The sequence below is a fragment of the Arthrobacter sp. NicSoilB4 genome (assembly GCF_019977335.1).
Lineage (GTDB): Bacteria > Actinomycetota > Actinomycetes > Actinomycetales > Micrococcaceae > Arthrobacter.
Genome location: NZ_AP024653.1, coordinates 1,584,760 through 1,611,742 on the forward strand (window position 1 = coordinate 1,584,760; position 26,983 = coordinate 1,611,742).

The following is a 26,983-nucleotide window of genomic DNA, read 5'->3' on the forward strand; positions in this document are numbered from 1 at the left end:
CTGGGCATAATGGGGGAGTGACTTCTCCGCGTGCCTGGCTGATCTGGATCATCGGGGTCTTCGCGTATCTCGTAGCCGTGAGCCAGCGCACCTCCTTCGGTGTGGTGGGTCTGGAGGCCACGGAGCGCTTCCAGGCCAGTGCGGCCGAAATTTCCTTTTTCACAGTCCTGCAGCTTCTCGTCTACGCCGCCTTGCAGATTCCGGTCGGCATCCTCGTGGACCGTTTCGGGTCCCGGGCGATGATCGCCGGCGGCGCCCTGCTGATGGGGCTGGGGCAGCTCCAGCTGGCGTTCGCCGAGAACATCCCCGGCGGCGTGCTGGGCCGGGTGCTGGTGGGTGCAGGGGACGCGATGACCTTCATCTCCGTGATCCGGCTGCTCCCCATCTGGTTCGCCCCCGCCCGCGTCCCGCTGCTCACCCAGCTCACCGGAATGTCCGGCCAGCTCGGGCAGCTCTTCTCCGTGGTGCCGTTCGCCATGATTCTCCATCTGGCCGGCTGGACCCCGGCCTTCCTGACGCTGGCGGCCATGTCAGCCCTTGCCCTGGTGCTGGTGCTGGTACTGCTCCAGGACCTGCCGCCCGGGCACACCGCACCGGAACCCTCCAGCGGGCTGCGCGCCACCGGCGTCTCGCTGTCCCATGCCTGGCGCCAGCCCGGCACCCGGCTGGGACTGTGGAGCCACTTCACCGTCCAGTTCAGCGGCACAGTGTTCGCGATGACCTGGGGCTATCCGTTCCTGATCTCCGCGCAGGGCCTGGACACGCCAACGGTGTCGGCGCTCATGACGCTGTACGTGGCCGCTGCCATCGCCGCCGGGCCGCTTATGGGCAGCTTCGTCGCCCGGCACCCCCTGCGGCGGTCCACCATGGTGCTGCTGATCTCTGCCGCCACTGCCGCGGCGTGGGCGGCTGTGTTGATCATTCCGGGACGTTCGCCGCTGTGGCTGCTGGCCGGGCTCGTGGTGGTGCTCGCCGTCGGCGGCCCCGGCTCCATGATCGGCTTCGACTTTGCCCGCACCTTCAACCCGGCGCACCGGATCGGCACCGCCACCGGAATCGTGAACGTGGGCGGCTTCATCGCCGCCCTCATCTCCATCTATCTGATCGGACTGGTCCTGGATGTCCTCTACGCCACGGGGTTCTCCCGGGGCGAGCTGTACGGACTCGATCCGTTCCGGATCGCCCTGAGCGTGCAGTTCCTGCTGCTGGGAGGCGGGGCAGCAGCCATCCTGGTCATCCGGCGGAAAGTACGGCGGCAGATGGCAGCCCAGGGCGTCGTGGTGCCGCCCCTGCTGGCCGCCCTCGCGGAACAGCGCCGGCTCAGCTCCGAGCGGCGCCGGACGCCCTGATCGCGGGCGGCCCGATCGTGGATATCCCGATCGGCGGACGGCCTTGATCGTGGATTAACCTGCCTCGGCGGTTTCTCCCGGCGTTGTCCACATAGGTCAACGTGCCCCTGACCCCGGCCCGCCGGCCCAGCCAAGCTGGCTTTATGACAGCTCCCGATCACCTGAGAATCACCGGCCCGGAGGACATCCTCGGGTTCATACCGCATTCCCTAGGTTACTGGCCGGCCAGCAGCCTCGTGGCCATGACCATGCAGGGCAAACGGCTCGGAGCCACGCTGCGGGTGGACCTGCCGAACCCCGATGGCCCTCGGGGCCCGGGATCCGCCGGGCCGGCAGTCTTTGCCCGTTCCGTGGTGTCCTATCTGGAAGCCGACGACGAGGCGGACGGTTCGCTGCTCGCCTTCTTCACCGACTCCGGCACGGGCATAGGCACTGGCGCCGACGCCGACCCGGACGGCACGGCTTGGGCGGAACTCCTGGCAGAGCTCGAGCCGGCGCTGGCCGCCGCCGGCATGCCGGTCCGGGACGCCTGGCTCGTTGGCGCGGACTACTGGCGCAACGCCTATTGCCTCGACCCGTCATGCTGCGCACCGCCCGGAAGGCCCGTGGACGAGATCAGGAACAGCCCGCTCAACGCCGAGATGGTGTTCCGCGGCAGTACTGTCGGGGCGGCCCCGGGCACCGATGACCTGACGGCGGCGGCGCCAGTGGATCCCGCGGTGCTGGAGGCCCAGCGGGACTGGGCGGAGCTGTTCTCCGCCCGCGCGAGGGACCAGGCGCAGTTCGCCCAGGTTCTGGACGTCTGGACCCGGGTCCTGGATGCGGCCTCCCCTCTGCCCAAACTGCCGGCGGCGCTCACCGGCTACCTGCGGGCGTCCCTGTGCTTACTGCCCTGGCGCGACGCCGTGCTGGTAATGGCGGCTGCCGGGCCTGAAGCTGCCGAGCGCGGCGCCGAGGAGTTCGGCGTGTTCGACGCCGGTGCACCGGCCGCCGGGGTGCCCGGTGCAGGGCGGGGCGGTTCGCTGCCGGAATCCGTTCCGGGGACGCCGGCGCCTGTTCCGTTGCCGCCGCTGGACGGATTCCCGCCGGCGGAGCCGCGGCGCCGGGGAGCCGGGCGCGGCAGCGCGTTTGTGAAGCAGGCACCGCCGGAAGTGGCAGGTTACGGGCAAGTACTGCTGGGGCTGGCGCCACCTGTGCCCGACTGGCACCGGATGGCCAGCCTGGAGCGGATTCTTGAGCAGCTCGGTACGGCCGGCGGCGAGGCCGGAACCGCCGCACTGACCGGGCGGGGCTGGATTGAGTGGTGCCGGGGCAAGGGGTCCTACGCCCACGCTTTGTTCAGCCGCGCGGGCGAGGAACACCCGGGTTACCGCCTGGCTGCACTGCTGGACGAGCTCGCAAGCCGCGGGACGCTCTGCGGCTGGGCGGGCAGGAGGGAGACGGCCTGGCAGCGGTTCAACCCGGATGTGGCCTGACGCAAAGCCGTAGCGGGGGCGGCGAGCGGAGTCGATTCTGAAAATCGTGAGACAATGGTTGCCGAGACCCGGTTGGGTCCGTGTATTAAGTGCTTGTAGTCGACCTTGGAAACAGGGAACATTACGGTCGCCCCAGGAGTTCTACTTAGTGGCTCTGCTGGTCGTGATTGCACCTGATGGAAAACACGGACTTGACAGGGTCATAGTGGTGTTGCCCGTATGGTGATTCCACAGACCGCCGCTAGAAAGGTTTTCTGTGACCCCGTCTTCCGCGAAGAAGGAACCCGCCGACCAGGCCGTATTGTCCCCTGAGGAGAAGAAGGCGGCGACGAGCGCCAAGCGCGCTGCCACGCGCGCAGCCAACAAGGCTGTCAAAGACGCAGCCTTGGCCGAAGGTGACGACACCGCATCGGCAGTCGCCAAGCCTGAACCCAAGAAGCGCGGGCCCAAGCCCGGCGCTAAAGCCGCGGCTCAGGCCGCCGGCAAAGCCGCGAACGGTGACGACGACGCCGACGACGATGTCGAGGTTGACCTCGACGATGTCGTCGTCGAGGCCGTTGAGATTGGTGAAGACGGCGAGGAGATCCCTGGCAAGGCCGCCACAGCCGCCACCGGCTCCGGCTTTGTCTACTCCGATGCCGACGACGACGACGCCCCGGTGCAGCAGGTCATGTCCGCCGGCGCCACCGCCGATCCGGTCAAGGACTACCTGAAGCAGATCGGCAAGGTCGCCCTGCTGAACGCCGAGCAGGAAGTCGACCTCGCCCTGCGCATTGAGGCCGGTCTCTTTGCCGAGGAAAAGATTGCGGCCGACGACGGGTCCATGGACCCCAAGCTCAAGCGTGAGCTCGAATTCGTCATCCACGACGGGAAGCGTGCCAAGAACCACCTGCTGGAGGCCAACCTCCGCCTCGTGGTCTCGCTGGCCAAGCGCTATACGGGCCGCGGCATGCTCTTCCTGGACCTGATTCAGGAAGGCAACCTGGGCCTGATCCGTGCTGTCGAGAAGTTCGACTACACCAAGGGCTTCAAGTTCTCCACCTACGCCACCTGGTGGATCCGGCAGGCCATCACCCGAGCCATGGCCGACCAGGCCCGCACCATCCGTATCCCGGTGCACATGGTGGAAGTCATCAACAAGCTCGCCCGGGTGCAGCGCCAGATGCTGCAGGACCTCGGTCGCGAACCCACCCCGGAAGAGCTGGCCCTCGAGCTGGACATGACGCCCGAGAAGGTCGTCGAGGTCCAGAAGTACGGCCGTGAGCCAATCTCCCTGCACACCCCGCTGGGTGAGGACGGCGACTCGGAATTCGGTGACCTCATCGAGGACTCCGAGGCCGTGGTCCCGGCCGACGCCGTGAGCTTCACCCTGCTGCAGGAACAGCTCCACTCGGTGCTGGACACCCTCTCCGAGCGCGAGGCCGGTGTGGTCGCGATGCGCTTCGGGCTGACCGACGGACAGCCGAAGACTTTAGACGAAATCGGCAAGGTCTACGGCGTCACCCGTGAGCGGATCCGCCAGATCGAATCCAAGACCATGTCCAAGCTGCGGCACCCGTCGCGGTCTCAGGTCCTCCGGGACTACCTGGACTAGGCGCGCACCAAACAACGCGGGGTCACTTCCGGCCCATCCTCCGAAGAGGACGGGCCGGAAGTGACCCCGCGTTGTTCGTTAAAGGCCCAGTTAAAGCGGAAAGAGCCCCTCCGGAATCGGAAGGGCTCTTTCTCGTAGGGTCTAAGGGACCGGACTCTAGTCGACCGGAACCGGCGGCTTCTCGTGAAGACGAGCCGTCTCGTCGTGCCAGTCGGAACTGAGCGGCCTGAGCGTCGGTTCGACGGCACGGGCATGGTGGCCGCAGAAAAGAAGCTCACCGCCGGAGGCGCCGAGAACAACCCGGACATACGCCTGTGCTCCGCAACGATCGCACCGGTCGACGGTGGTGAGTGTGCGGTCCGCAACTGCTGTTGTCATGTTCGGCCTCCTTGGTAGATCGGTATACCTATATAACCAGCATTCGCAGCCAAACCATGGCTGGGATGGCCCACTTTCGCTGTGCGCGTATCACGTCTCGGTAACGGGTTCCCCGGCGTGGGGCCCCCGGGGAGTGGCATCACGCCGGACGGCGGCACTCCGACTACCCTAGGAAGAGCGCCAATTAGCTTTGCCCGTCCTATGGGGACGGTCCCGTTCCTGAAGGAGTCTCCGCCCCGTGGCACCTAGTTCTGATTACACCGCCCGGCATCTCTCCGTGCTGGAAGGCCTCGAGGCCGTCCGCAAGCGCCCGGGCATGTACATCGGTTCCACCGACTCCCGCGGCCTTATGCACTGCCTCTGGGAAATCATCGACAACTCCGTCGACGAGGCCCTCGCCGGCTTTGGCCACGACATCAAGATCATCCTCCACGCGGACAACTCGGTGGAGATCCACGACGACGGCCGCGGCGTCCCGGTGGACATCGAGCCGAAAACCGGGCTCAGCGGCGTCGAGGTCGTCTTCACCAAACTGCACGCCGGCGGCAAATTCGGCGGCGGCTCCTACACCGCCTCGGGCGGCCTGCACGGCGTCGGCGCCTCGGTCGTGAACGCACTGTCCGCCCGCCTCGACGTCGACGTCGACCGCGGCGGCAAGACCTACCGGATGTGCTTCCGCCGGGGTGAGCCAGGCCGCTTCAAGGACACCGGCACCAGGCCGGACCCGGCCGCCGTGTTCGAGCCGTTCATCGACGGTTCCGTCCTGGACATTGTCGGCAAGGCCAAGCGCGGCGTCACCGGCACCCGGATCCGTTACTGGGCGGACCGGCAGATCTTCACCCCCGACGCGAAGTTCTCCTACGACGAGCTCGCCGCCCGCGCCCGGCAGACCTCCTTCCTGGTCCCCGGCCTGAAACTCACCGTCCGGGACGAGCGCAGGCTCGCCGGCACCCCGGGCGAGGCCGGCCCGCACGAGGAAGTGTTCCACCACGACGGCGGCATCTCCGAGTTCGTTGACTTCCTCGCCGCCGACCCCGCGGTCACGGACATTTGGCGGCTCCACGGCGCCGGCAAGTTCAAGGAAACCGTGCCGGTCCTGGATGAGAAGGGCCACAGCCACCTGAAGGAGGTGGAACGCGACTGCGAGGTCGACGTCGCCCTCCGCTGGGGCATCGGCTACGACAGCACGGTGCGGACCTTCGTTAACATCATCTCCACGCCCAAGGGCGGAACCCACCAGTCCGGCTTTGAGCAGGCGCTCCTGAAGACTTTCCGCAAAGCGATTGAAACGAATGCCCGGAAACTCAAGGCCGGCAACGACAAGATCGAAAAGGACGACATCTTCGCGGGGCTCACCGCAGTCCTCACCGTCAGGCTTGCCGAGCCCCAGTTTGAGGGCCAGACCAAGGAAATCCTGGGCACGTCCGCCGTGCGCGCCATCGTGGCCAAAGTGGTGGAGCAGGAGATCAACGCCAAGCTGACCTCGTCCAACCGCAACGAGAAGGCCCAGTCGGCGCTGCTGCTGGAAAAGGTCGTCAGCGAGATGAAGTCGCGCATCTCCGCCCGCGTCCACAAGGAGACCCAGCGCCGCAAGAACGCCCTCGAGACGTCCTCCATGCCCACCAAGCTGGCGGACTGCCGCACGGACGACGTCGCCCGCTCCGAGCTGTTCATCGTCGAAGGTGACTCCGCGCTCGGCACCGCCAAGCTCGCACGCTCCTCCGACTTCCAGGCGCTGCTGCCCATCCGCGGCAAGATCCTCAACGTCCAGAAGGCCTCGGTGGGCGACATGCTCTCCAACGCCGAATGCGCAGCCCTCATCCAGGTGGTGGGGGCAGGCTCCGGCCGGAGCTTCGACATCAGCGCCGCCCGGTACGGAAAGGTCATCCTGATGACCGACGCCGACGTCGACGGCGCCCACATCCGCACGCTCCTCCTGACGCTGTTCTTCCGCTACATGCGGCCCATGATCGAGGAAGGCCGCGTCTTCGCCGCGGTCCCGCCGCTGCACCGGGTGGAGGTCATCAACGCCGGCCAGAAGGCCAACGAGATGATCTACACCTACGCCGAGGCCGAACTGCACATCCTGCTGGCCAGGCTCGCCAAGGAGGGCAAGCGATACAAGGAACCGATCCAGCGCTACAAGGGCCTGGGCGAAATGGACGCGGAGCAGTTGGCAGAGACCACCATGGACCCGCGGCACCGGACGCTGCGCAAGGTCGGCATCGACAACGCCAAGCAGGCCGAGGAGACCTTTGACCTGTTGATGGGCTCCGACGTCGCTCCCCGCAAGGACTTCATCATCGCCGGGGCGGCGAGCCTGGACCGGGAGCGCATCGACGCGTAGCACCCTGCGTGGCCCGGAACAGCGGGCGAATTGTCAGGGTCTGTTCGGATTGGCGCCAGTGCCGAAATACCCTCTAACCCGCTATCCCTCCTTCCGATAGTGTCGTCTCACGGCCCCGGGCAATGACGCCCGGGGCTGGATTCCGCAGCAATCCAGGAGACCCCTATGAGGCAAACTCGGAATATCCAGCGCGCGGCCATCGCCGCCACGATCGGACTGGCGGTCAGCTTCGCGCCGCCGGCCCTTGCAGCAACCGGAACAGGCTCGAACGCCCTGCGGTCCGCGGTGACGGCCCAGAACATCACGACCCATCTCCAGGCCCTCCAGGCCATTGCGGATGCCAACGGCGGCAACCGTGCGGCAGGGACTTCAGGCTACGAGGCATCCGCCCGGTACATCGAGCAGAAACTCACGGCAGCCGGCTACACGACAGCGCGCCAGCACTTCACCTACGAGCAGTACCAGACCGTCAGCGCCTCCCTGCAGCGGCTGTCCCCGTCCACCAAGGAATACGCCTACGGCGGCGACATGGACGGATTTTGGGACATGGACTACTCCGGCGAGGGGGACGTCACTGCACCTGTGTCGGCCGTGGACATCAACCTGACCGGCGACCGCGCATCGACCAGTGGCTGCGAAGCGGCCGACTTCGCCGGCTTTACACCGGGAAACATCGCGCTGATCCAGCGCGGCACCTGCACGTTCCGGGTCAAGGCGGACAACGCCCTCAATGCCAGGGCGTCGGGGGTCATCATCTTCAACCAGGGCAACGTGGTGCCCGGCGAAGACCGCACCATTCTGTTTGGCGGAACCCTCGGCGCGCCACAGCCGAAGATTCCGGTGGTCAGCACGAGCTTCGACACGGGCGCCGAACTCGCCGGGCTGCAGGACGTGGTCATGCGCATCGCCGTCGACGCCACCATCACCGAAACCTCGTCCTTCAACATCCTGGCGGACACTCCAGCGGGACGTGCCGACCGTACCGTGGTGGTGGGGGCGCACCTGGACTCCGTGGCTGAGGGCCCCGGCATCAATGACAACGGCTCCGGAACGGCCGCGATCCTCGAGACAGCGCTCCAGATGGCGGCGTTGAAAATTGCGCCGACCAACCGGGTGCGCTTCGCCTTCTGGGGCGGGGAAGAGGCCGGGCTGATCGGGTCCGAGTACTACGTCTCCCAGCTGACGGCACGCCAAATCAAGGAACATGCCGTCAACCTCAACTTCGACATGGTGGGCTCGCCCAACTTCGTCCGCTACGTCTACGACGGCGACGGCTCGGAGTTCGGCGAGAAGGGACCCAACGGCTCCGCGCTGGTGGAGAAGGTCTTCCTGGACTACTTCAAGTCCCAGAACCTGCCCGTTGCCCCGACGGCGTTCGACGGACGGTCCGACTACTTCGGTTTCATCAACAACGGAATCCCGGCTGGGGGCCTGTTCACCGGTGCGGAGGACCCCAAGACACCAGAAGAGGCGGCCATCTTCGGCGGCACAGCGGGGGAACCGCTGGACCCGTGCTACCACTCCGCCTGCGACATGATCGGCAACGTAAACCAAACCGTCCTTGAGGAAATGGCGGACGCGATCGCCCATTCCACGCTGACCTTCGCCATGACCACCTCGGCGGTCAATGGCACGACTAAGGGCAACGGGGCCGGCAACGTGGACCTCGAATACAAGGCCAACAAGCTGCTCAAGTAGCAGCCGGGCCACAGCAGCGCAACGGGTGCCGGGCCGCGCCGCCTCCGGGCGGGGGCGGCCCGGCCTCTGTGCTGGCAGTCTGCGTCAGCATCCGGCGGCTACCTTTCGGCGTCGGACGCCGCCGAAAGGACTCAGCCGAGCAGGCCGGGGACGATCAGCAGGGCGGTCGGGACCGCCAGCAGCAGCAGGCAGCCTGCCACCACCGCGGCGCGCACGGGTTCCGGGAGGGGAGGCTGCGGGGAGAGCAGGCGGCTGACGCGGGACGCCGTCGTCCGGGCCGAACCGGAGCCGCCGGTGGCACCGGGCTGGCCGGGCTCGACGTCGGACAGCTCCGGTCCGCCGAACGCCATCCGGGTATCCGGAGTCCCAGGCGATCCGCTGGCCACGATCGCGATCGCCTTGATCAGGGTGGCCCGGCTCTCTGACTTCAACGCGACGTCGTCGGCGAGCATCTCGATCAGCGAGCTGACCGCCTCCTGGGCCAGCCGTGTGGTGGGCAGCCAGGGAAGGGCCTGCCGCCAGGCGGCAAAAGCCCAGAGCAGCAGATGGTGGCGCTGGTCCAGGTGGGCGTTTTCATGGTTCAGGACGGCGCGGAGTTCTGCGGGTTCCAGGGCCGCCATAAGCCCGTCGGAAAGCACGGTGACCGAACGCGCGCCGCCGGGAAGGCAGTACGCGACGGGGGAGTCGACGTTGATCACCATGGTCCGGGGCCCGTCCGCGGAGGGGGAGGCAAGCAACGCCAGCAGTTCGCGGTGCCGCCGCCGCTGGCGCTGGATCTTGTAGTAGGTCAGCAGCAGCGTGAACACCAGATGGGCCGTCAGCAGTGCCGCGGCCGACAGGGCGAAGATATGCCAGAAGCCCAGGTCCGTGGTGGGCGCATTGTTGAACACCATCCCGGCCAGGGCCTTCAGGCCGGCCAGCAGGTTGTCGCCGACGGGTTCCAAGCCGTAGACCAGCATGGCGCCGATCATGGACAGGCCGCCTGCGAGGGCGATCGCCTGCCAGAGCAGCATGGCCGTGAACGGCGAACGTGCCGGCCACTGGGCGCGGGAAAGCAGGATAGGCACCGGCCAGGCCAGCACTACCGCCAGGACCGCCAGAAACCATGAGGTCCAGAACATCGGGTGCTAGCTGAGTCCCAGTAGCTTGCGCAGCGTTTCTGCCTCGGTATCGGTGACGGAACCAATAAAGCGTGCCAGCACGGCCTCGCGGTCCGGTGCGGAACCCAGGACCTCGTGCATCAATTCAGCGGTGTGGTCCTCACGGCTGGAGACTGCCTGGTAGCGGTGCGGGCGGGTGCCGCGTTCGCGCTCCACCAGGCCCTTGCGCTCAAGGCGGGAAAGTACGGTCAGGACCGTCGTGACGGCCAGGTCCTTGCCCTCGTGCCCTGCGCTACCGTTTTCCGCGCGGGTGCTCAGGGCGAGCAGATCCCGCAGGGTGTTCGCCGTTGCAGCCTCATGGCCCGCCCAGAGCAGGTCCATCACAGCCCGTTCCAGTTCACCGAGACTTGCCATTCCGTACGTCCTTCGTGAGTGCCGCTCCGGCCGATCGACTCTGCCGGGCGGTAAGTGAATACTTCACTCATAAATTTACCGTGTTTTGCGGATAGTTTCTACATAAGGTAGAACTGCCCGGCCCTGGCGTGTCGTCCGCCTTGCCCTGGCCATTCCGGCCGGCCCGGAAGTCGAGGTCGGGGCCGGGGCCCGCGCCGGCGGCGGCTCCATTGCGGGCCACAGCGCACCGTGGGACTCTGGGGTGCAGGGAACCATCCAAAAGTGTTCTACACTCTGTAGAAGAATCTTTCTACGTGATGTAGAAGTTGCTCGCCTAGCTAAGTAGGGACTGCCTTGGACGCCTTGGAAATCGCACGCTGGCAATTCGGAATCACCACCGTCTACCACTTCATGATGGTGCCGCTCACGATTGGCCTGGGCCTGGTCGTCGCCGTGATCCAGACGATGTGGCACCGGACCGGCAAGCCGGAATACCTCCGGATGACCAAGTTCTGGGGCAAGCTCTTCCTGATCAACTTCATCATGGGCGTCGCGACCGGCATTGTGCAGGAATTCCAGTTCGGCATGGCGTGGAGCGAGTACAGCCGCTTCGTGGGCGACGTGTTCGGTGCGCCGCTGGCGATGGAAGCCCTGCTGGCGTTCTTTGTGGAATCGACCTTCCTGGGCCTCTGGATCTTCGGTTGGAAGCAGCTCAAGCCCGCCGTCCACCTGGCCTGCCTCTGGATCGCCGTGATCGGCTCGGTCTTCTCCGCCTACTTCATCATCGTGGCGAACAGTTGGATGCAGCACCCGGTCGGCGTCGAGATGATCGACGGCCGTCCCGTGATGACCGACGCCTGGGCGGTCTTCACCAACAACACCGCCCTCGTCGCTGTCCCGCACACCATCTTCGGCGCCCTCGCCGTCGCCGGCGCCTTCCTCCTCGGCATCGCCTGGTACCACCTGTGGCGCCGCCGCCACGACGGAATCGACACGATCGGTGAGGACGGCAAGGTCATTCCGGGCGAGTCAGCAATCCCAGGCCGGGACCGCACCGACCATGCCGTCTGGATCCGCTCCCTGCGGATCGGCGCCGTCGTCGCCATGATCTCCTTCGCCGGGACCGCTATCACCGGGGACCTGCAAGGCAAGCTGATGTTCGAACAGCAGCCCATGAAGATGGCGGCCGCCGAAGCGGCCTGCCACGACGGCACCGGCTTCTCCATCCTGAGCATCGGCAACCTTGGCTCCAAGAACTGCGATGAAATCGTGGCCGTGATCGAGGTCCCCGGGATTCTCTCCTTCCTCGCCAAGGGGGACTTCACCACCGAGGTCCAGGGCGTCAACAGCCTGCTGGACCAGTACAAGGCCGACTACGGCACCCACCTGCCGGACAACCCCATCTACGGGGAACGGGCCGGACAGGAGATCCAGTACATCCCGGTCATGGAGGTCACCTACTGGGGCTTCCGGATGATGATCGGCTTCGGCGGCGTGGCCGCGCTGGCCGCCCTAGTGGCCCTCTGGCTCGCCCGCAAGGGCACCGTCCCGGCCTCCCGTGGCCTGATGAGGCTCGCCGTCTTCGGGATCCTGGCACCCTTCGGCGCGAACGCCGCCGGCTGGATCTTCACCGAAATGGGCCGGCAGCCGTTCGTCGTCGCGCCCAACCCGGATCCCAGCGGAATCGACCAGGTGTTCATGTTCACCGCCGCGGCCGTCTCACCCGGCGTCTCGGCCGGAGAGCTCATGACCTCCCTTGTGGTGCTCACCGCCGTGTACGCATTGCTGCTGGTGGTCGAGGTGAAGCTGCTGGTCAAGTACATCCGCGGCGGGGTGGTCGCCGCCATGCCGGAACTCACGCACGTCCCCGTCGACGAGAACGAGGACGCCACGCCCAAGGACGGTGGCCCCGGCAAGCCCGGGGACGACGTCCTGGCCTTCGCCTACTAAGCCTTCGCTCCCACAAGAAACGCAGAGGATACTCAGCATGGAACTGCTTCCCACCATCTGGTTCATCGCCATCGCGGTGCTGTGGACGGGCTACCTCTTTCTGGAGGGCTTTGACCTCGGCGTCGGAATGCTGATGAAGGGCTTCGCGCGGGACAACACCGAACGCCGGGTGCTTCTCAACACGGTCGGCCCGGTCTGGGACGGCAATGAGGTCTGGCTCCTGACCGCCGGCGGCGCCACCTTCGCGGCCTTCCCGCTTTGGTATGCGTCCTTGTTCTCCGCGCTGTACCTGCCGCTGCTGCTGGTCCTGGTGGCCCTCATCTTCCGGGCCGTGGCTTTCGAGTACCGCGGCAAGGTGGACAACCCGCGGTGGCGTGCCCGCTGGGACTGGGCCATCTCCCTGGGCTCCCTCGTGGCGGCCTTCGGTATCGGGGCCGCCCTGGGGCTCACCACCACCGGACTTCCGGTCAACGCCAACGGCGACCGCGAAGGCGGGCCATTCGCCTGGTTCAGCGCCTACGCCGTGCTCGGCGGTCTCGCCGTCGTCGGATTCTCGCTGCTGCACGGCCTTGCTTTCCTTGCGTTGAAGACCGACGGCGACGTCCGGCACCGCGCACGGCAGTGGTTCGTCCGGCTCCTCCCCGTCCTGCTGCTGCCGATGGCCGGCTGGGCGGTCAGCCTGCAGCTGCTCAGCGGCGAGGTGTGGACCGTGGCGGCCGTCGTCGCCGCCGTCGTGGCCGCCGTCCTGGCCTGGAAGTTCGCCCGCGCAGGTGCCGAAGGGCGTGCGTTCCTGTCCCTGGGGACGTTCCTGCTGCTGGGGAGCGCCTCGATCTTCGGCGCAGCGTTCCCCGTTGTACTGCCGTCCACGCTGAACCCGGACTTCAACCTGACCATCTCCAACGCCTCCTCCTCGGACTACACCCTGGGGCTGATGAGCATCGTTGCCTGCATCGGGCTGCCACTGGTCCTCGCGTACCAGGCCTGGACGTACTGGGTGTTCCGGCGCCGGGTGAGCGGCGCACACATTCCCGAGGCCCACAGTTTCCTCCCCGCCATCGCCGCCAAGGCGCTGGCACCGAAGGACTAGCACCCGATGAGACCGCAGTTCCCCGCCGGCCCCGCCAACCGCGCCGCCCTCTACCTGCTGGGCCTGCTCGCTGCCCTGAAGGCCCTGGCCCTCGTGCTGATGGGGCAGGCCGTCGCGTCCATGCTGGCGGGGCTGATGGCAGGCGACCCTGCGTGGGCTGCTCAGCTGTACTGGGGCATCGCGGGGGTGGTGCTGCGGTCTCTGACCGTCTGGGCGCAGGCCGTGGCCTCGCGCCGGGCCGCGTTGGGAGTGAAGGAGGAACTGCGCTCGCAGCTGCTCGAGCGGGCGCTGCGCAACGGCACCCGGGGCGCCGGCCCCTCCGACGGCGGACTGGCCATTCTCGCGACCCGGGGACTGGACGCCCTGGACAACTACTACACCCAGTTCCTGCCCGCCCTGGTGAACTGCGCCGCGATTCCGCTGCTGTTGGGGGCCCGGATCCTGTTCGCGGACTGGATCAGCGCCGTAGTGATCGTGCTGACCGTGCCGCTGGTGCCGCTCTTTATGGTCCTGATCGGCCGCTACACCGAAGACCGCGTCCGGGAAGCCCAGTCTGCCCTGTCCCGGCTGTCCGGCCACATGCTGGAGCTCGCCAAGGGCCTGCCCGTCCTCGTCGGACTGGGCCGGGCCACCGCCCAGCGCAAGGCCCTCGAGGACCTTTCCGAGGAATACCGCCACCGGACCATGGGCACCTTGCGGACCGCCTTCCTCTCCGCCCTCGCGCTGGAGCTTATCGCCACCATCTCCGTGGCAGTCGTCGCGGTCTTCATCGGTGTCCGCCTCGTCCACGGCGACATGGCCCTCGAGGCGGGGCTTCTGGCACTGATCCTCGCCCCCGACTGCTACCTCCCGCTCCGGGAGCTTGGCACCGCACACCACGCCAGCGACGAGGGCCGTGCCGCGCTCGCCGAAACCACGGCCGTCCTGGAGGAGCCCGAGCCCACGCCGCTGCGGCCCGCTGCGGCCGCTGCGGCCGTCTCGGGGGCCGGGTCCGGCGCCGGGACGGGCCATCCGCCCGCCCTGGCCGTGGCCGGACTGACGGTCCGCTACGGCGGCCGGTCGGACGCCGCCGTCGGGCCGTTGAGCTTCACCGCCGCCCCGGGCATGATCACCGCCCTCGACGGCCCCAGCGGCGCCGGCAAGAGCACAGTCTTGGGTGTGCTGGCCGGCACCATAGGCACCGGGGGCGGCGCTGGCGGGCCCGGCCGGCAAACAACGGTCACCGGACGGCCTGAAGGATTCACGACGGCGGACCTCGCCTGGGTGCCCCAGCATCCCGTGATGGTCGCCCGCACCGTGCTGGACGAGGTCCGGCTGTATCTGGGGGCCGCCCAGCCGGCAGACGGCGCCCCGGCCGGCCCCGGCGACGGCGACGCCACGGCCCTGCGCTGCCTGGCAGCCTGCGCCGCGGAGCACCTCGCCGCGAAGCATCCCGCCGAACTCAGCCCGGGGGAGCTGCGCCGCGTCGCACTGGCCCGCGGCCTCGCCCGGATCGAGGCCGGAGCCCGTGTGCTGCTCCTCGATGAACCCACCGCCCACCTGGACCGCGAATCCGCCACTGCGGTCAGCGGCGCCATCGCCGCGCTCCGCGGAAGGGTCACAGTGCTGCTGGTGGCCCACGACCGGCAGACGCGGGAACTCGCCGACCAGGTCGTGGCAGTGGCGCCCGGCGCCACCGGCCCAGCCACGTCCGGCACTGCCGGTGCCGAGGCGTCCGCCGTCGGAACTTGGACTGCCGGCGTGCCCGGCACCGAAGCCGCGAAGCTTGAGATCCACCGGGCCGACGCCGAGCCGGCCGGATTCGATCAGCCTGGACCCGGTGAGCCAGGGCTTCGCCCGGACGGGAACACTGATCCGGGCGTGAGGCAGGCCCGGGCCGCCGGAAGCACCGTCCGCGGTTCAACAGCCCGCCGGCTCCGCAGGCTGCTCGCACCGGTCGGAGTCAAATTCGCCGCGGCCGGCGCCGTCGGCACCCTGGCGGCCCTCTTCGCAGTCGCCCTCGCCGGGCTCTCCGGCTGGCTCATCATCCGTGCCAGCGAGCAGCCCCCCATCCTGTACCTGCTCACCGCGATCGTGGGCGTGCGCTTCTTCGGCATCGGCCGGGCCTGCCTGCGCTACCTCGAACGCCTCCTGCTGCACGACGCCGTTTTCGCCGCACTGACCCGGCTCCGCGGCAGGCTCTGGGAATCGCTGAGCCGCCGCGCCCTCTCGCTGCGCCGGCTCCTGCAGGGCGGCAACGTCCTCGGCACCGTGGTGGACGACGTCGACACGGTCCGGGAGCTGCTGCCGCGTGTGGTCCTGCCGCCCCTGACCGCCGTCGCCGTGGCGGCCGCCGCCGTCACCGGCATCGCCTTGCTGCTGCCGGCCGCGCTTCCCGCCGTCATCGCGGCCGCCCTGGTGAGCCTCGTGGCGGCCCCGGCCCTGGCACTCGCAGCAGACCGGATGTCCACCGGGACAGAACAGCGGCTGCGCTCCGGCGTCCTCCGCCAGGTCGAGGCGGCCCTCGACGCCCGCGCCGAACTGCACGCCAACAGCGTCGCCGCCCCGGTGCTCGCCGGCATCACGCGCGCCGACCGCTCGGCAACCGCCGCCTCCCAGCGCTCGGCGTGGGCCGAGGGGCTCGGCCAGGGCCTGACCGTGCTGGCCTGCGGAACAGCGGCGCTGGCCAGTGGGGTGCTGGCGGCGCCCCTGGCCCTCAGCGGCGCGGTCGAAGCGTCTACGGTCGCCGTCGTGGTCCTGTTCCAGCTCGCGCTCGTGGAACCCTACGCGGCCATCACGACGGCGGTCCGCCAGTACCCGGCGTTGCGGGCCGTTCTGCGGCGCATCGGCGACGCCGGCGTCCTCGACGGCGACGGCGCACGCACCCACCCCGACCCGTCCGGTGGGCTGATCCCGGTTGCGGGCAGGCCCGGCGGCCGCGCCGGGATCGAGCTCCGGGATCTTGCGGCGGCGTGGCCGGGCGGGGCGCCGGTTTTCGCAGGACTATCCGCCACCGCGGAACCCGGGCGCTGGCTCGCCGTCACCGGCGCCTCCGGCTCCGGGAAATCAACGCTGCTCGCCGTTGCTCTGGGCTTCCTCCCGGCCGCACGCGGCCAAATCCTGCTCAGCGGGCGGGCGGCCTGGTGCCCGCAGGAGGCGCACCTCTTTGACTCGACCATCCGCGGGAACCTGCTGCTGGGCCTTCCGGAAGGGTCGCGCGGGGGAAACGCGGAGCCGCAACTGCAGGATGCCCTGGCCGCCGTGGGCCTCGCGCCGCTGGTCGGGCGGCTGGAGCACGGCCTGGACACCCGGATCGGACCCGGCGGTGCCTTCCTCAGCGGAGGCGAACGGCAGCGCCTCGCCGTCGCCCGCACCCTCCTGACCGGGGCGGACGTGATCCTGCTGGACGAACCCACCGCCCACCTGGACGCGGAGTCCGGCCGGGCGATGCTGGCCGAGTTGCGGCACGGGCTGCGGGACCGCACAGTGGTCCTGGTGACGCATAACCCGGAGGACATCTCCCCGGACGACCGTCGCCTCGACCTGGACCGCGCGGCCGCCCCGGCAGCCGCGCCAACACCGGAGGCAACGCCGCTGCTGGCGCGGGGATAGACCGGACGTTAGCCTGTTGCCATGAACGGACACCCCGACGCCGCAGAGCCGCAGGACAGCCTGGACCCCCGCCTGCAATGGCGGGCCGCCCGGACCGCGGACCTGGACGGCTGGGCGGCGCTGATTGCCCGGACTGCCGCCGTCGAACAGCCCGTCTGGTTCGAACGCCGCGCCGACCTGGCACAGGTCCTCGACTCGAAGAAGAATCCGGCCGAAGCCAACACCATCCTCGGCTTCGACCCGGCTGGTGTGGCCCGGGCCTACGGCCGGATCACCAAGAACCCGGACGGTGACAAGGCCATCGGCTACGGTTGCGTCGATCCGCAGTGGCAGGGGACCGGGATCGGCACCGGGCTGCTGGGCTGGATGGAGGACAGGACCCGCCAGCGGTTCGCCTTGGACGCCGTGCCCGGATCCACACCCAAGCTGCGGCTCCATATGGAACAGCAGCATACGCACCAGGCCTCCCTGTTCGAGGACGCCGGCTACAGGATTGTGCGCTACTACAACGAGATGCACCGGCCCCTCGGGGACGGGTTTCCGGAGACGGTCCTGGACGAAGGGCTGGAAATTGTAGGTTTCGGCCCCGAACTGCACGAGCCCGTCCGGCTGGCGCACAACGAGGCCTTCCGGGACCACTGGGGCAGCGAGCCCCGGGATGAGGAAGGCTGGGGCCTGGTGGTGAACGATCCCCTGGCCCGGCCGGACTTGAGCGCCGTCGCCGTCGAGCAGTCCACCGGAAGGGTGGCCGGCTACCAGCTCGCCAGCCATGACGAGGTCAGCGCCGTGTCGCGGGGCTACAAAGAGGGCTACACAGACCTGCTGGGCGTGCGGCGCGAGTTCCGCGGCCGCGGGGTGGCGCAGGCACTGCTTGCCGATGCCATGCGCCGCTTCGCCGCGGCCGGCATGGACAAGGCCTCGCTCGACGTCGACTCGGAAAACCCCACCGGCGCCCTGGCCCTCTACGCCAAGATGGGCTACGTCGCCGTCAATACCAGCATGGCCTGGGACAAGGAACTGTAGCTGGCCGTCTGCGCGCTATCCATCCACATCGTGGAGGTGATGGACGACGTCGTGCAGGAAGTACTGGGCAAACGTCAGCACGGTGAATTCCGATCCGTTGCTGCGGGTGCCTTTGCGCCCCCACTGCTCCTCCGGAACGCGCCCGAAGGAAGCGGCGATCTGCTCGCCCTCGGCAGTCAGTTCGGCGCTGACCACGGCCGGGTCGGCGTTGGCATAGTCCTTCTCGACCGCCGTCAGGTCCTGGTCCCAATCCGCGAACCGGGCGTCATCCTTGGTGAGCATGAGGTCGAGCCGGTGGTCGAAGAGGGTGAACACGTCCCTGACGTGGCATGCGTACTCGAGGACCGACCACGTGCTCTCGTCCGGCCGCTCCGCCACGTCGGGGCGCCGCAGGGCTGCCCGCCAGCGGGGAAGCATATTCTCCACGATTCCCGGCGCCGTCGCCGGCGTCGCCGCCGACGCATCGAAACCGCACTCCGGGCAGGGCCGCTGCAGGACCCAGGTCCAATCCTTGATATCCGGGTTGATAGGCATGCGAGCAGTCTAGGGGTAATTTTCCCGGAACGGCCGCGGCGGGTCGCAGCGTCGGGCATCGGCGGCCCCGGCCGAAGCCCGCGCCGCCGATGACTCTCTAGGGAAATATCTTGACGCTAGGGGCGTTTTCCCACGAAAGGTCTTTCGGCGGCGCTGCCACTACTGCGGTGATTTCCTGGGCTCGGAGTTCGGCCACAACAATTCGCAGCATTCCCTGTGCCATACCCGTCGAGAGTTCGCCTTTGGTATCGGTGTAAATCATCGGACCCAAATCAGTCAGGTAGACATCAGAGATGTAGTTGGGCGTGTACTGGGGGTAGGCGCCGGTCATCTCCTCGCGGGTCAATTCCTTGCCGTTCTGGTCTACAGAATAGAGGCGCACTGCTGCCGCCTGAAGTGCCGCGACGGCCTTGTCGCGGTCCTCAGACACCACGAGGAACGCCGGTGAAGTTTCCCACCCACCTCCGAGGGCCGCCTCGTGCCGCTCTCCCTGTTGGTCGAACAGATCGGGCTGGACGCTCACGTTTGCCATGGCTACTCCGGTCGCGGTGCTTGTTGGGATGCCCGACGGGCCCGGCTGTCCCGTTTGTCCGGCCGGGATTGCGGCTGCCGGGGCTGACGACGGCGTGGATGACGGTTGCGTAAATGGCGGCGTAGACGTGACGGGAGACATGACAGGACCGGGCTGCAGGCTGCCGGAGCATCCGGCCAGAGCCGCAGCCACAGATACCAGCACGGCACCGACCAACAGTCGTTTCGACAAGAAACCCCCAATATCAGTGCGCCTGCGAACTGTGGTCATCGTACGGCACGGTTCCGGGCCGAACCAGCCCTCCGCGTTCCGGGGTGACCTGGCCACGCCAGGGGGCCCGACACCGTTGTTTCGCATAGTCCTGGGCACGTGGCTAGCCCTATTGCGGCCGTCCACCACGAATGGCCGCAATGACGGGCCTCATAGCGGCCATTCGTGGTGAATGGGTGACCAGTGGCCCGAGATGCGTGACCAAGGGCCCGTGACGGGTGACCACGGCCCCGCGCACCCGCCGCCCCCACAGGCCAGGGACCCTAGGCTTCTGCCCCGGGCTTCGGCCGCCAGGCCATGCTCGGGCCAATCGCGTCGATGGCCTGCGAGAGCGGGATGCCGGACCCGTCGCGGCGGCCGTGCTCCCCGGGAAGGGAGCGGGCCACCCCGGCGAGGGAGGATGCCTTGGCGGGGCCGTGACCGGCCCACGCGAGCAGCAGGGTGTCTTCGCCCTTGAGGAAACGGTGCGCCCGGACCCCGGCGGTGGCACGGCCCTTGGCCGGGTATTCGGACAGTGCGGTCACCTTGGCGGCGCCCGGGGCGGTCCCGGGCAGTGCGCCATCGGTACCGGCAATGGTGACGACGACGGCGTCGGCGTCCGCCGGGCTGGCGGTGCCGAAGTACATCACCCGGTCCCCGGCAGCCAGCTTGATGCCGGCCATGCCGCCGGCAGTCCGGCCCTGCGGACGGACCGCGGAGGCGGGGAAGCGCAGGAGCTGCGACTGCCGCGTCACAAAGACGAGGTCGACGTCGTCGGAAACAGCGGGGGCCACGCCCACCACGGTGTCCTTGTCCTTGAGGGCAATGACTTCCCAGTCCTCCCGGTTCAACGGGTAGTCGGGCTGGACCCGCTTGACCACGCCCTGGGCGGTACCGACCGCGAGCACCTCATCCAGCGGGGTGAACGCCACGAGCGATTCGCCCTTGAGCAGCGTGATGAAGTCCTTGGCCGGCACCCCGCCGGCCAGGTTCGGGGTGCCCGAGGTCGGAGGCAGAACGGGCATGTCCATCACCTGGAGCCGGAGCATGCGCCCCTGCGAAGTGATGGCCGCGATCTCGCCGCGGGCGGACGTCTTGACCACCGAGGTGAACACATCGTGCCGGGTCCGCGGGCCGGACTCGGCGAGGCTGTCCTGGTTGGCCGTCCGCGCGATCTGGCCGGAAGCCGTCAGGATCGCCCAGCAGGGGTCGTCCGCGATCTCGAGTGCCAGGGGTGCGGCCTTGCCCTTGGCTCCCGGCGCGGCGGCCAGGGCGGCGACGGTGGGGGAGACCGCCTCGGACTCGAGCAGCACGGTGCGGCGCGGGGTGCCGTATTTCTCGGCGATCTCAGCCAGCTCAGAGGACACCAGGCCGCGGAGCCGCTCGCTGGAGCCGAGGATGGCTTCCAGCTCGGCGATCTCGCGGCGCAGCTCGTCCTGCTCCTTCTCGAGTTCGATCCGCGAGTACTTGGTCAGCTGCCGGAGCCTGAGCTCCAGGATGTAGTTGGCCTGGATCTCGGAGAGGTCGTAGATGGACATCAGCCGGGTCCTGGCAGCGGCCGCCTCGTCCGAGGACCGGATGATCTGGATGACCTCGTCGATGTCCACGATCGCGACCAGGAGGCCCTCCACCAGGTGGAGGCGGTCCTTCTTCTTGCCGAGGCGGAAGGCGGTGCGGCGGCGGACAACGTTGATGCGGTGCTCGACGTAAACGGAGAGCAGCTGCAGCAGCCCGAGGGTCTGCGGCTGCCCGTCCACGAGAGTGACGTTGTTGATGCCGAAGGAATCCTCCATCGGCGAGTAGCGGTACAGCTGCTGGAGCACGGCGTTGGGGTTGAATCCGTTCTTCAGCTCAATGACCAGGCGGAGGCCGTGCTTGCGGTCCGTGAGGTCCACGATGTCGCTGATCCCGGTGAGTTTCTTGCCGTTGACAGCGTCCTTGATCTTCTCGATCACCTTCTCCGGCCCCACCATGTACGGCAGTTCCGTGACCACCAGGCCGGTGCGGCGGGCCGAGAGCTGCTCGACCTCCACCTTGGCCCGGGTCTTGAAAGATCCGCGGCCCGTGGCATAGGCGTCGCGGATCCCGTCCAGGCCCACGATCCGGCCGCCGGTGGGCAGGTCCGGGCCGGGGACGAACTTCATGATGTCCTCGAGCGTGGCGTCCGGGTGCTCGATCAGGTGCCGGGCGGCGGCGATCACTTCCACCAGGTTGTGCGGGGCCATGTTGGTGGCCATGCCGACGGCGATGCCGGTGGCGCCGTTGACCAGCAGGTTCGGGAACGCGGCCGGCAGCACGTCCGGCTGGGTCAGCTGGTTGTCGTAGTTGGGGACGAAGTCGACGACGTCCTCGTCGAGGTGGTCCGTCAGCGTCAGCGCGGCGGCCGCGAGGCGGGCCTCGGTGTACCGCGGGGCTGCCGGGCCGTCGTCGAGCGAGCCGAAGTTGCCGTGGCCGTCGATGAGCGGCAGCCGTAGCGAGAAGTCCTGCGCCATGCGCACCATCGCGTCGTAGATCGCGGTGTCGCCGTGCGGGTGCAGCTTGCCCATGACCTCGCCCACCACACGGGCGCTCTTGACATGGCCGCGGTCCGGGCGGAGGCCCATCTCGCTCATCATGTACAGTATGCGCCGCTGGACGGGTTTCAGCCCGTCGCGGGCGTCCGGAAGTGCCCGCGAGTAGATCACCGAATAGGCGTACTCGAGGAACGATCCTTCCATCTCCGACGTGACGTCGATGTCGACGATATTCTCTGTGAATATTCCTGCGGAATCGGTGCTGGCTTCCCCTGCCGGGGACGGGGTTTGGCGGCGGGCCATGAGGCTGGTGGGTCCTTCTGAGGGTGCTGAACGTGTGCTGCAAAAGTTAATGACTAGGCTAAGCCTATGGTGGATCAGCCCGTGGACGGCGTATATCCGGAATATTGGGAAGCCGATGTTGTGCTGCGCGACGGCGGGACGGCCCACCTGCGCCCGATCCTCCCGGCTGACGCGGACGCGGTCCAGGCCTTCCACGTGGGTCAGTCGCAGAAGTCCATCTACATGCGGTTCTTCGCGTTCAAGTCCAAACTCTCCGCGAAGGAACTCAAGCGGTTCACCGAGGTGGACTACAAAGACCGGGTGGCCCTGGTGATCACCATCGGCGGGGAGATCATGGGCATCGGCCGCTACGACCGGCTCGATGACCCCGGGGAAGCCGAAGTCGCGTTCAACATCGCCGACGCCCACCAGGGCCGCGGCATCGGCTCCATCCTGCTCGAACACCTCGCGGCCGCCGCCCGCGAAAACGGGATCCGCAAGTTCAGCGCCGAGGTGCTCCCCGAAAACCGGAAGATGCTTATGGTGTTCTCGGACGCCGGGTACGACGTCAAACGACACTTCGACGACGGTGTGGTCAGCCTCGAATTCAACATCGACCCCACGGACAAGTCCCGCGCCGTGATGGAATCCCGGGAACACCGTGCGGAAGCCCGCAGCATCCAGGAACTGCTCGCCCCGTCCTCCGTGGCGGTGATCGGCGCCAGCCGCAAATGGGGCACGGTGGGCTACCAGCTGCTGGAGCACATCATTGAGGGACGCTTCACCGGCCCGGTCTACGCGATCAACCCGGAGGCGTTCGAGCTCGCCGGCATGCTCTCCTTCGCCCGGCTTTCCGAGGTGCCCGGGCCCGTCAATCTCGCCATTATCGCTGTCCCGTACGCCGAAGTCCCGAAGGTCGTGGAGGAGTGCGGTGCCGCGGGGGTCAAGGGGATCGTGGTGGCCACGGCAGGCTACGCGGACGACGGCGAACGCGGCCTGGCCCGGCAGCGCGAACTCGTCCGGCAGGCCCGCGCCAACGGCATGCGGGTGATCGGCCCCGCCTCGCTGGGCATCATGAACACCAACCCTGCCGTGTCCCTCAACGCCTCGATGGCGCCCGCGCTGGGCCGCCGGGGAGGCCTGGGCCTGTTCAGCCAGTCGGCAGCGATCGGCGTCTCCCTCTACGCGGCCTCCAGCCGGCGCCGCGTCGGGATCTCCACGTTCCTCTCCGCAGGGAACCGGGCCGACGTCTCGGGCAACGACATGATGCAGTTCTGGGAGGACGACGCCGACACGACCGCCGTCGGGCTCTACCTCGAATCGATCGGCAACCCGCGCAAGTTTTCCCGGCTCGCCCGGCGCCTGGCCCGGACCAAGCCCGTCATCGTGGCCAAGTCCGCCGCGATGGGCCTGGGCCTGCCTCCCGGCCACGCCGTCCGCACCACGCAGGCACCGCCGGAGGCCCTCGACGCGATGATGCGCCAGGCCGGCGTGATCCGTGTCGAGACCATCGAACAGCTCATGGACGTCGCCCAGATCGTCTCCAGCCAGCCCCTGCCGAAAGGCCCCGGGGTTGCCGTGTTCAGCAACTCCAGCGCGCTGGGCAAGGTCGTCGCGGACAACGCGGCGGCGCAGGGACTCGGCGTGGAGCGGATCGTCACCGACGTCGACCTCGACGCCGGGATGTCCGTTGCGCTGCCGGCGCTCCGGCACAGCTTGCAGGAAGTCCTCACCGCCGACACCGTCCACGCTGTTGTTGTGGCGCTGCTGCCGGCCCACGGCCTCACCGTTGAGAAGATCGCCGGAGTGCTGGCCGAATGTTCGGTGGCGGCTGGCAAACCCGTGGTGGCGGCGTTCAGCGGACTGCTGGACCCGTCCATCTACGTGGAGGGAATGGTGGGCGACGAGGCGGGGTCAACAGTGGTTCCCTGCTACTCCAACCCCGGGGCGGCCGTGGCCGCGCTGGGATCCGTGGTCCGCTACGCCCAATGGCTGGGCCGGGACCAGGGCCTGTTCGTGGAACCCGAGGGCTGCGACCCGGACGGCACGCACGACGAGCTGGAACGGCTGCTGGACAAGGTGGGCGGCGAGCACCTGGTCCGGCTGGACGCGGAGACGGCCGCGGGCCTGCTGGCCCGCTACGGCATCAGGGTGGTCCCGTCCGCCGGCTTTGAAACCGCCGATGAGGCCGTCGCCGCCGCGGACCGGCTCGGCTGGCCGGTGGCGTTGAAGACCACCGACCCGGCGCTGCGGCACCGGCTGGACCTCGGCGGAGTGCGCCTGGACATCCAGGATGCGGACTCGCTGCGGCGGAACGTGCTGGAAATGCGGAAGTCGCTGGAACGTTACGGCTCGCCCTCGCTGGAAGTGCAGACCATGGCGCCCGTGGGGCAGGCCTGCACTTTCCGCGCCATTGAGGATCCGCTCCTGGGCCCGGTGGTGTCGTTCGGCCTGGCGGGCGACGCTGTCAACCTGCTCGACGACTGGGCCCACCGGGTGCCGCCGCTCTCCGGCTCAGACCTGCACGACTTCATCCGGGCGCCCCGGGCTTCACGGAAGCTCTTCGGCTACCAGGGACTGCCGGCGGTGGATGCCAGGGCGCTGGAGGACCTCGCCGCCCGGCTGACGAGACTCAAGGACAACCATCCGGAGATTGCCCTCGTCGACTTCAACCCCGTGCTCGCCGGTCCGGAGGGGGCGTCCATCCTGTCCGCCGACGTCCGGATCGCCAATGCCGCCCAGCGCACCGACAGTGCCCGCCGCGCCATGCGCAGCTGACACCCCGGGAACGGCAGGGAAGCGCCGGGGGAGCGGCGGGGGAGCGCCGGGCGCCGCCCGGCCGGCCACGGTTAGCATGTCCCCAGCCGATCTGTGAAAATGGGGACCATGAGCTTTCAGTCTCCGACATCCAAGCCCCAGGCGACCGTCCCCGGACGCCCGGGCACGCACCACCAGGGCCTGCATGACCACAGTGCGCAGGGTCAAAGCCTGGAAGGGGCCCTCCAGCAGGCCGGTTTCTACCCCCGCCTGGTGGCCGACGTCGTTGCCGACGCCCTTGACGGGCGTGACTGCGTGGCCCACCTGGTGCACCTCGAGACGCACTTCGACCGCGCCGAGGTCCGCCGCCACATCACCGTGCTGGTCCTGACGGAGGACATGCTGGTCATCACCCATGTGGACGACCAGCAGCTGGACGAGGCGGGGGAGCAGACGGTGGCGCAGGTCTCCACTGAATCCGTGCCCGTGGCGCAGATCCGCTCCGTGGTGCTCAGCTACGTGTACGCCCAGCCGCAGGACTACAAATCGTCGGATCCGGTCCGCGAGCTGACCCTGTCCATCGCCTGGTCCGGCGGCCAGCGGCTGGACATGGGTCCGGCCAGCTGCGGTGACCCGCAGTGCGAGGCCGATCATGGCTACAGCGGCACGATCGCCCAAGAGGACATCGTGCTCCGGATCAGTGCCGAAGCCGACGGCCTGCAGGCCGTCCAGGACGCCAAGCTGTTCGCCCGAGCCCTGCGCGCCGTGAACACGGGATCCTCCGCGCCGGTGCCCCACACCGGCCCCGGGCTCCCGCCCCGCCCGCGGATGGGTGTCTTCGGGAGCCGCGTCAGCCGCGGCCACCAGCGCTGAGATGGCGACGGTCCGCATGCCTGAACCGATGTCCTCCGCACCGCCCCCGGTCCGGACCACAGCCCGGACCACGGCAGGGAACCTGCCCCCAGCGCCTGCCTTCGGTGAACGGTCCGTCGCCGAGGTGCTCACGAGCGCCGCTGCCAGCCTGGGCGTTCCCGGCTTCGAGAACCGCCTGAACCTGCCCGCCTCCCAGCGCGTCTGCGTGGTCCTCGCCGACGGGCTGGGCCGTAACCTGTTGAAGCAGAAGTCGGCGCACACGCCGTTCCTTCGCGCCGTCCTGCAGTCCGGCCAGGGGCGGGTGCCGGTCTCCCTGGACTCGGCCTTTCCCTCCACCACCGCAGCGTCGCTGGCCAGCTTCGGCACCGGGCTCCCGGCCGGGCAGCACGGCATGGTGGGCTATGACGTGCTGGACCCGGACCAGGACCGGGTGGTCAACATGCTCGGCGGCTGGGATGCCGGCGTCGATCCGCACGTGTGGCAGCCTTTCCCCACCGTGTTCGAACGGGCCGCGGAACACGCCGACGTCACCACCGTCTGCCTCCCGCAGTTCAGCGACTCCGCCATGACCCGGGCCGCGCTGCGCGGCGGCCGCCATGTCACTGCCACCACCTCACACGCCAGGACCGCGGCCGCCGCGGAGGCGATGGCCGGCGCCGGGAGGTCGCTGATGTATTTCTACGTCAACGAACTGGACAAGGCCGGGCACCGCCACGGCTGCCAGTCACCGCAGTGGGAACACCAGCTCGAGGAACTCGACGCCACCGTCAAACGGCTCAGCGCCACACTGCCGGCAGGCACCACCATCCTGCTCACGGCGGACCACGGCATGCTCGATGTGCCGGAATCCCAGCGGATCGACTATTCGGCCGACCCTGCCCTCGTTGCGGGGGTCCGCCACACGGCCGGCGAGCCGCGGATGGTCCACCTCTACCTTGAAGAGCCGGAAGGCGACGCCGGCCGGGCACGGCTGATTGATGCGTGGCGTGCGCGCTTCGGCGAGCGGATCTGGGCCTTCACCCGGGAGGAGGCCATCGCGGCGGGTCTCTTCGGTGAAGTTCGTGCCGAGGTGGCCCCGCGGATCGGCGACGTGATGATCGCTGCCCGGGAGCCGCTGGCGTTCTATGACACCCGGCGCGTCCGGCCCACAGCCCTTGAAGTGGTGGGCCAGCACGGTTCGCTGACGAAGGCCGAACGCGAAGTCCCGCTGCTCTGCTTCCAGGCGGATGGAAAAAGGGCCCCCCGCGCCTGACCGCGC

18 protein-coding genes are annotated in these 26,983 nt (G+C 68.5%); 12 read left to right on the plus strand and 6 right to left on the minus strand.

Annotated features, from left to right (window positions below; genetic code table 11):
- Positions 1–17: 17 nt before the first annotated feature.
- The 3 genes from LDO13_RS07090 (at position 18) to LDO13_RS07100 (ending at position 4,418) form a co-directional block, all read left to right on the plus strand.
- The gene (locus LDO13_RS07090; protein WP_224049300.1) at positions 18–1,349 is read left to right on the plus strand and encodes an MFS transporter; all 1,332 of its coding nucleotides are present in this window, start codon (positions 18–20) and stop codon (positions 1,347–1,349) included.
- A 143-nt stretch (positions 1,350–1,492) separates the two neighbouring features.
- Complete coding sequence (locus LDO13_RS07095; RefSeq protein ID WP_224049301.1) at positions 1,493–2,824, plus strand: DUF4192 family protein; 1,332 nt, start codon at positions 1,493–1,495, stop codon at positions 2,822–2,824.
- A 256-nt stretch (positions 2,825–3,080) separates the two neighbouring features.
- Positions 3,081–4,418, plus strand: coding sequence for an RNA polymerase sigma factor (locus LDO13_RS07100; RefSeq protein ID WP_224049302.1), 1,338 nt, complete (start codon positions 3,081–3,083; stop codon positions 4,416–4,418).
- A 156-nt stretch (positions 4,419–4,574) separates the two neighbouring features.
- Here LDO13_RS07100 and LDO13_RS07105 read toward each other — a convergent pair whose 3' ends face one another.
- On the minus strand, positions 4,575–4,796 hold the full coding sequence (locus LDO13_RS07105; RefSeq protein WP_082492737.1) for a hypothetical protein: 222 nt from the start codon (positions 4,794–4,796) through the stop codon (positions 4,575–4,577).
- 238 nt (positions 4,797–5,034) lie between these two features.
- Here LDO13_RS07105 and LDO13_RS07110 point away from each other — a divergent pair, with 238 nt between their 5' ends.
- Entirely contained in the window at positions 5,035–7,143 is a 2,109-nt protein-coding gene (locus LDO13_RS07110) for a DNA topoisomerase IV subunit B (protein ID WP_224049303.1), read from the plus strand.
- A 165-nt stretch (positions 7,144–7,308) separates the two neighbouring features.
- Positions 7,309–8,841 (plus strand): M20/M25/M40 family metallo-hydrolase, encoded by a 1,533-nt coding sequence (locus tag LDO13_RS07115; protein WP_224049304.1) that lies wholly within the window; start codon positions 7,309–7,311, stop codon positions 8,839–8,841.
- A gap of 131 nt (positions 8,842–8,972) precedes the next feature.
- Here LDO13_RS07115 and LDO13_RS07120 read toward each other — a convergent pair whose 3' ends face one another.
- Both LDO13_RS07120 and LDO13_RS07125 read right to left on the minus strand, forming a co-directional pair.
- Positions 8,973–9,962: a M56 family metallopeptidase gene (locus tag LDO13_RS07120; protein ID WP_224049305.1), complete on the minus strand. Its 990-nt coding sequence runs from the start codon at positions 9,960–9,962 to the stop codon at positions 8,973–8,975.
- Positions 9,963–9,968: 6 nt separating this feature from the next.
- Complete coding sequence (locus tag LDO13_RS07125) at positions 9,969–10,355, minus strand: BlaI/MecI/CopY family transcriptional regulator (protein ID WP_224049306.1); 387 nt, start codon at positions 10,353–10,355, stop codon at positions 9,969–9,971.
- A gap of 333 nt (positions 10,356–10,688) precedes the next feature.
- Between LDO13_RS07125 and LDO13_RS07130 the strand changes: the two genes are divergently transcribed.
- Genes LDO13_RS07130 through LDO13_RS07145 form a run of 4 tightly spaced genes read left to right on the plus strand, consistent with a single transcriptional unit; the run spans position 10,689 to position 17,985 of the window.
- Positions 10,689–12,284: a cytochrome ubiquinol oxidase subunit I gene (locus LDO13_RS07130; protein ID WP_224049307.1), complete on the plus strand. Its 1,596-nt coding sequence runs from the start codon at positions 10,689–10,691 to the stop codon at positions 12,282–12,284.
- 37 nt (positions 12,285–12,321) lie between these two features.
- Positions 12,322–13,371 carry a cytochrome d ubiquinol oxidase subunit II gene (gene cydB, locus LDO13_RS07135; protein ID WP_224049308.1) on the plus strand — a complete coding sequence of 350 codons (1,050 nt, stop codon included), beginning with the start codon at positions 12,322–12,324 and terminating at the stop codon, positions 13,369–13,371.
- 6 nt (positions 13,372–13,377) lie between these two features.
- Entirely contained in the window at positions 13,378–16,962 is a 3,585-nt protein-coding gene (gene cydD, locus LDO13_RS07140) for a thiol reductant ABC exporter subunit CydD (RefSeq protein WP_224049309.1), read from the plus strand.
- Positions 16,963–16,983: 21 nt separating this feature from the next.
- The gene (locus LDO13_RS07145) at positions 16,984–17,985 is read left to right on the plus strand and encodes a GNAT family N-acetyltransferase (protein WP_224049310.1); all 1,002 of its coding nucleotides are present in this window, start codon (positions 16,984–16,986) and stop codon (positions 17,983–17,985) included.
- Positions 17,986–18,000: 15 nt separating this feature from the next.
- Here the strand turns inward: LDO13_RS07145 and LDO13_RS07150 are convergent, their stop codons facing one another.
- From LDO13_RS07150 to LDO13_RS07160, 3 genes are all read right to left on the minus strand, one after another.
- Positions 18,001–18,519 carry a DinB family protein gene (locus tag LDO13_RS07150; protein WP_224049311.1) on the minus strand — a complete coding sequence of 173 codons (519 nt, stop codon included), beginning with the start codon at positions 18,517–18,519 and terminating at the stop codon, positions 18,001–18,003.
- A 97-nt stretch (positions 18,520–18,616) separates the two neighbouring features.
- Entirely contained in the window at positions 18,617–19,051 is a 435-nt protein-coding gene (locus LDO13_RS07155) for a hypothetical protein (protein WP_224049312.1), read from the minus strand.
- A 533-nt stretch (positions 19,052–19,584) separates the two neighbouring features.
- Positions 19,585–22,116 carry a DNA topoisomerase IV subunit A gene (locus LDO13_RS07160; protein ID WP_224049313.1) on the minus strand — a complete coding sequence of 844 codons (2,532 nt, stop codon included), beginning with the start codon at positions 22,114–22,116 and terminating at the stop codon, positions 19,585–19,587.
- Positions 22,117–22,182: 66 nt separating this feature from the next.
- Between LDO13_RS07160 and LDO13_RS07165 the strand changes: the two genes are divergently transcribed.
- The 3 genes from LDO13_RS07165 (at position 22,183) to LDO13_RS07175 (ending at position 26,977) form a co-directional block, all read left to right on the plus strand.
- A complete protein-coding gene (locus LDO13_RS07165) occupies positions 22,183–24,873 on the plus strand; it encodes a GNAT family N-acetyltransferase (protein WP_224049314.1) in 2,691 nt (896 codons plus the stop codon).
- 108 nt (positions 24,874–24,981) lie between these two features.
- Positions 24,982–25,725, plus strand: a complete 744-nt coding sequence (locus LDO13_RS07170; RefSeq protein WP_224049315.1) for a DUF5998 family protein — start codon at positions 24,982–24,984, stop codon at positions 25,723–25,725.
- Positions 25,726–25,753: 28 nt separating this feature from the next.
- The gene (locus LDO13_RS07175; RefSeq protein ID WP_224049712.1) at positions 25,754–26,977 is read left to right on the plus strand and encodes a nucleotide pyrophosphatase/phosphodiesterase family protein; all 1,224 of its coding nucleotides are present in this window, start codon (positions 25,754–25,756) and stop codon (positions 26,975–26,977) included.
- Positions 26,978–26,983 lie beyond the last annotated feature (6 nt).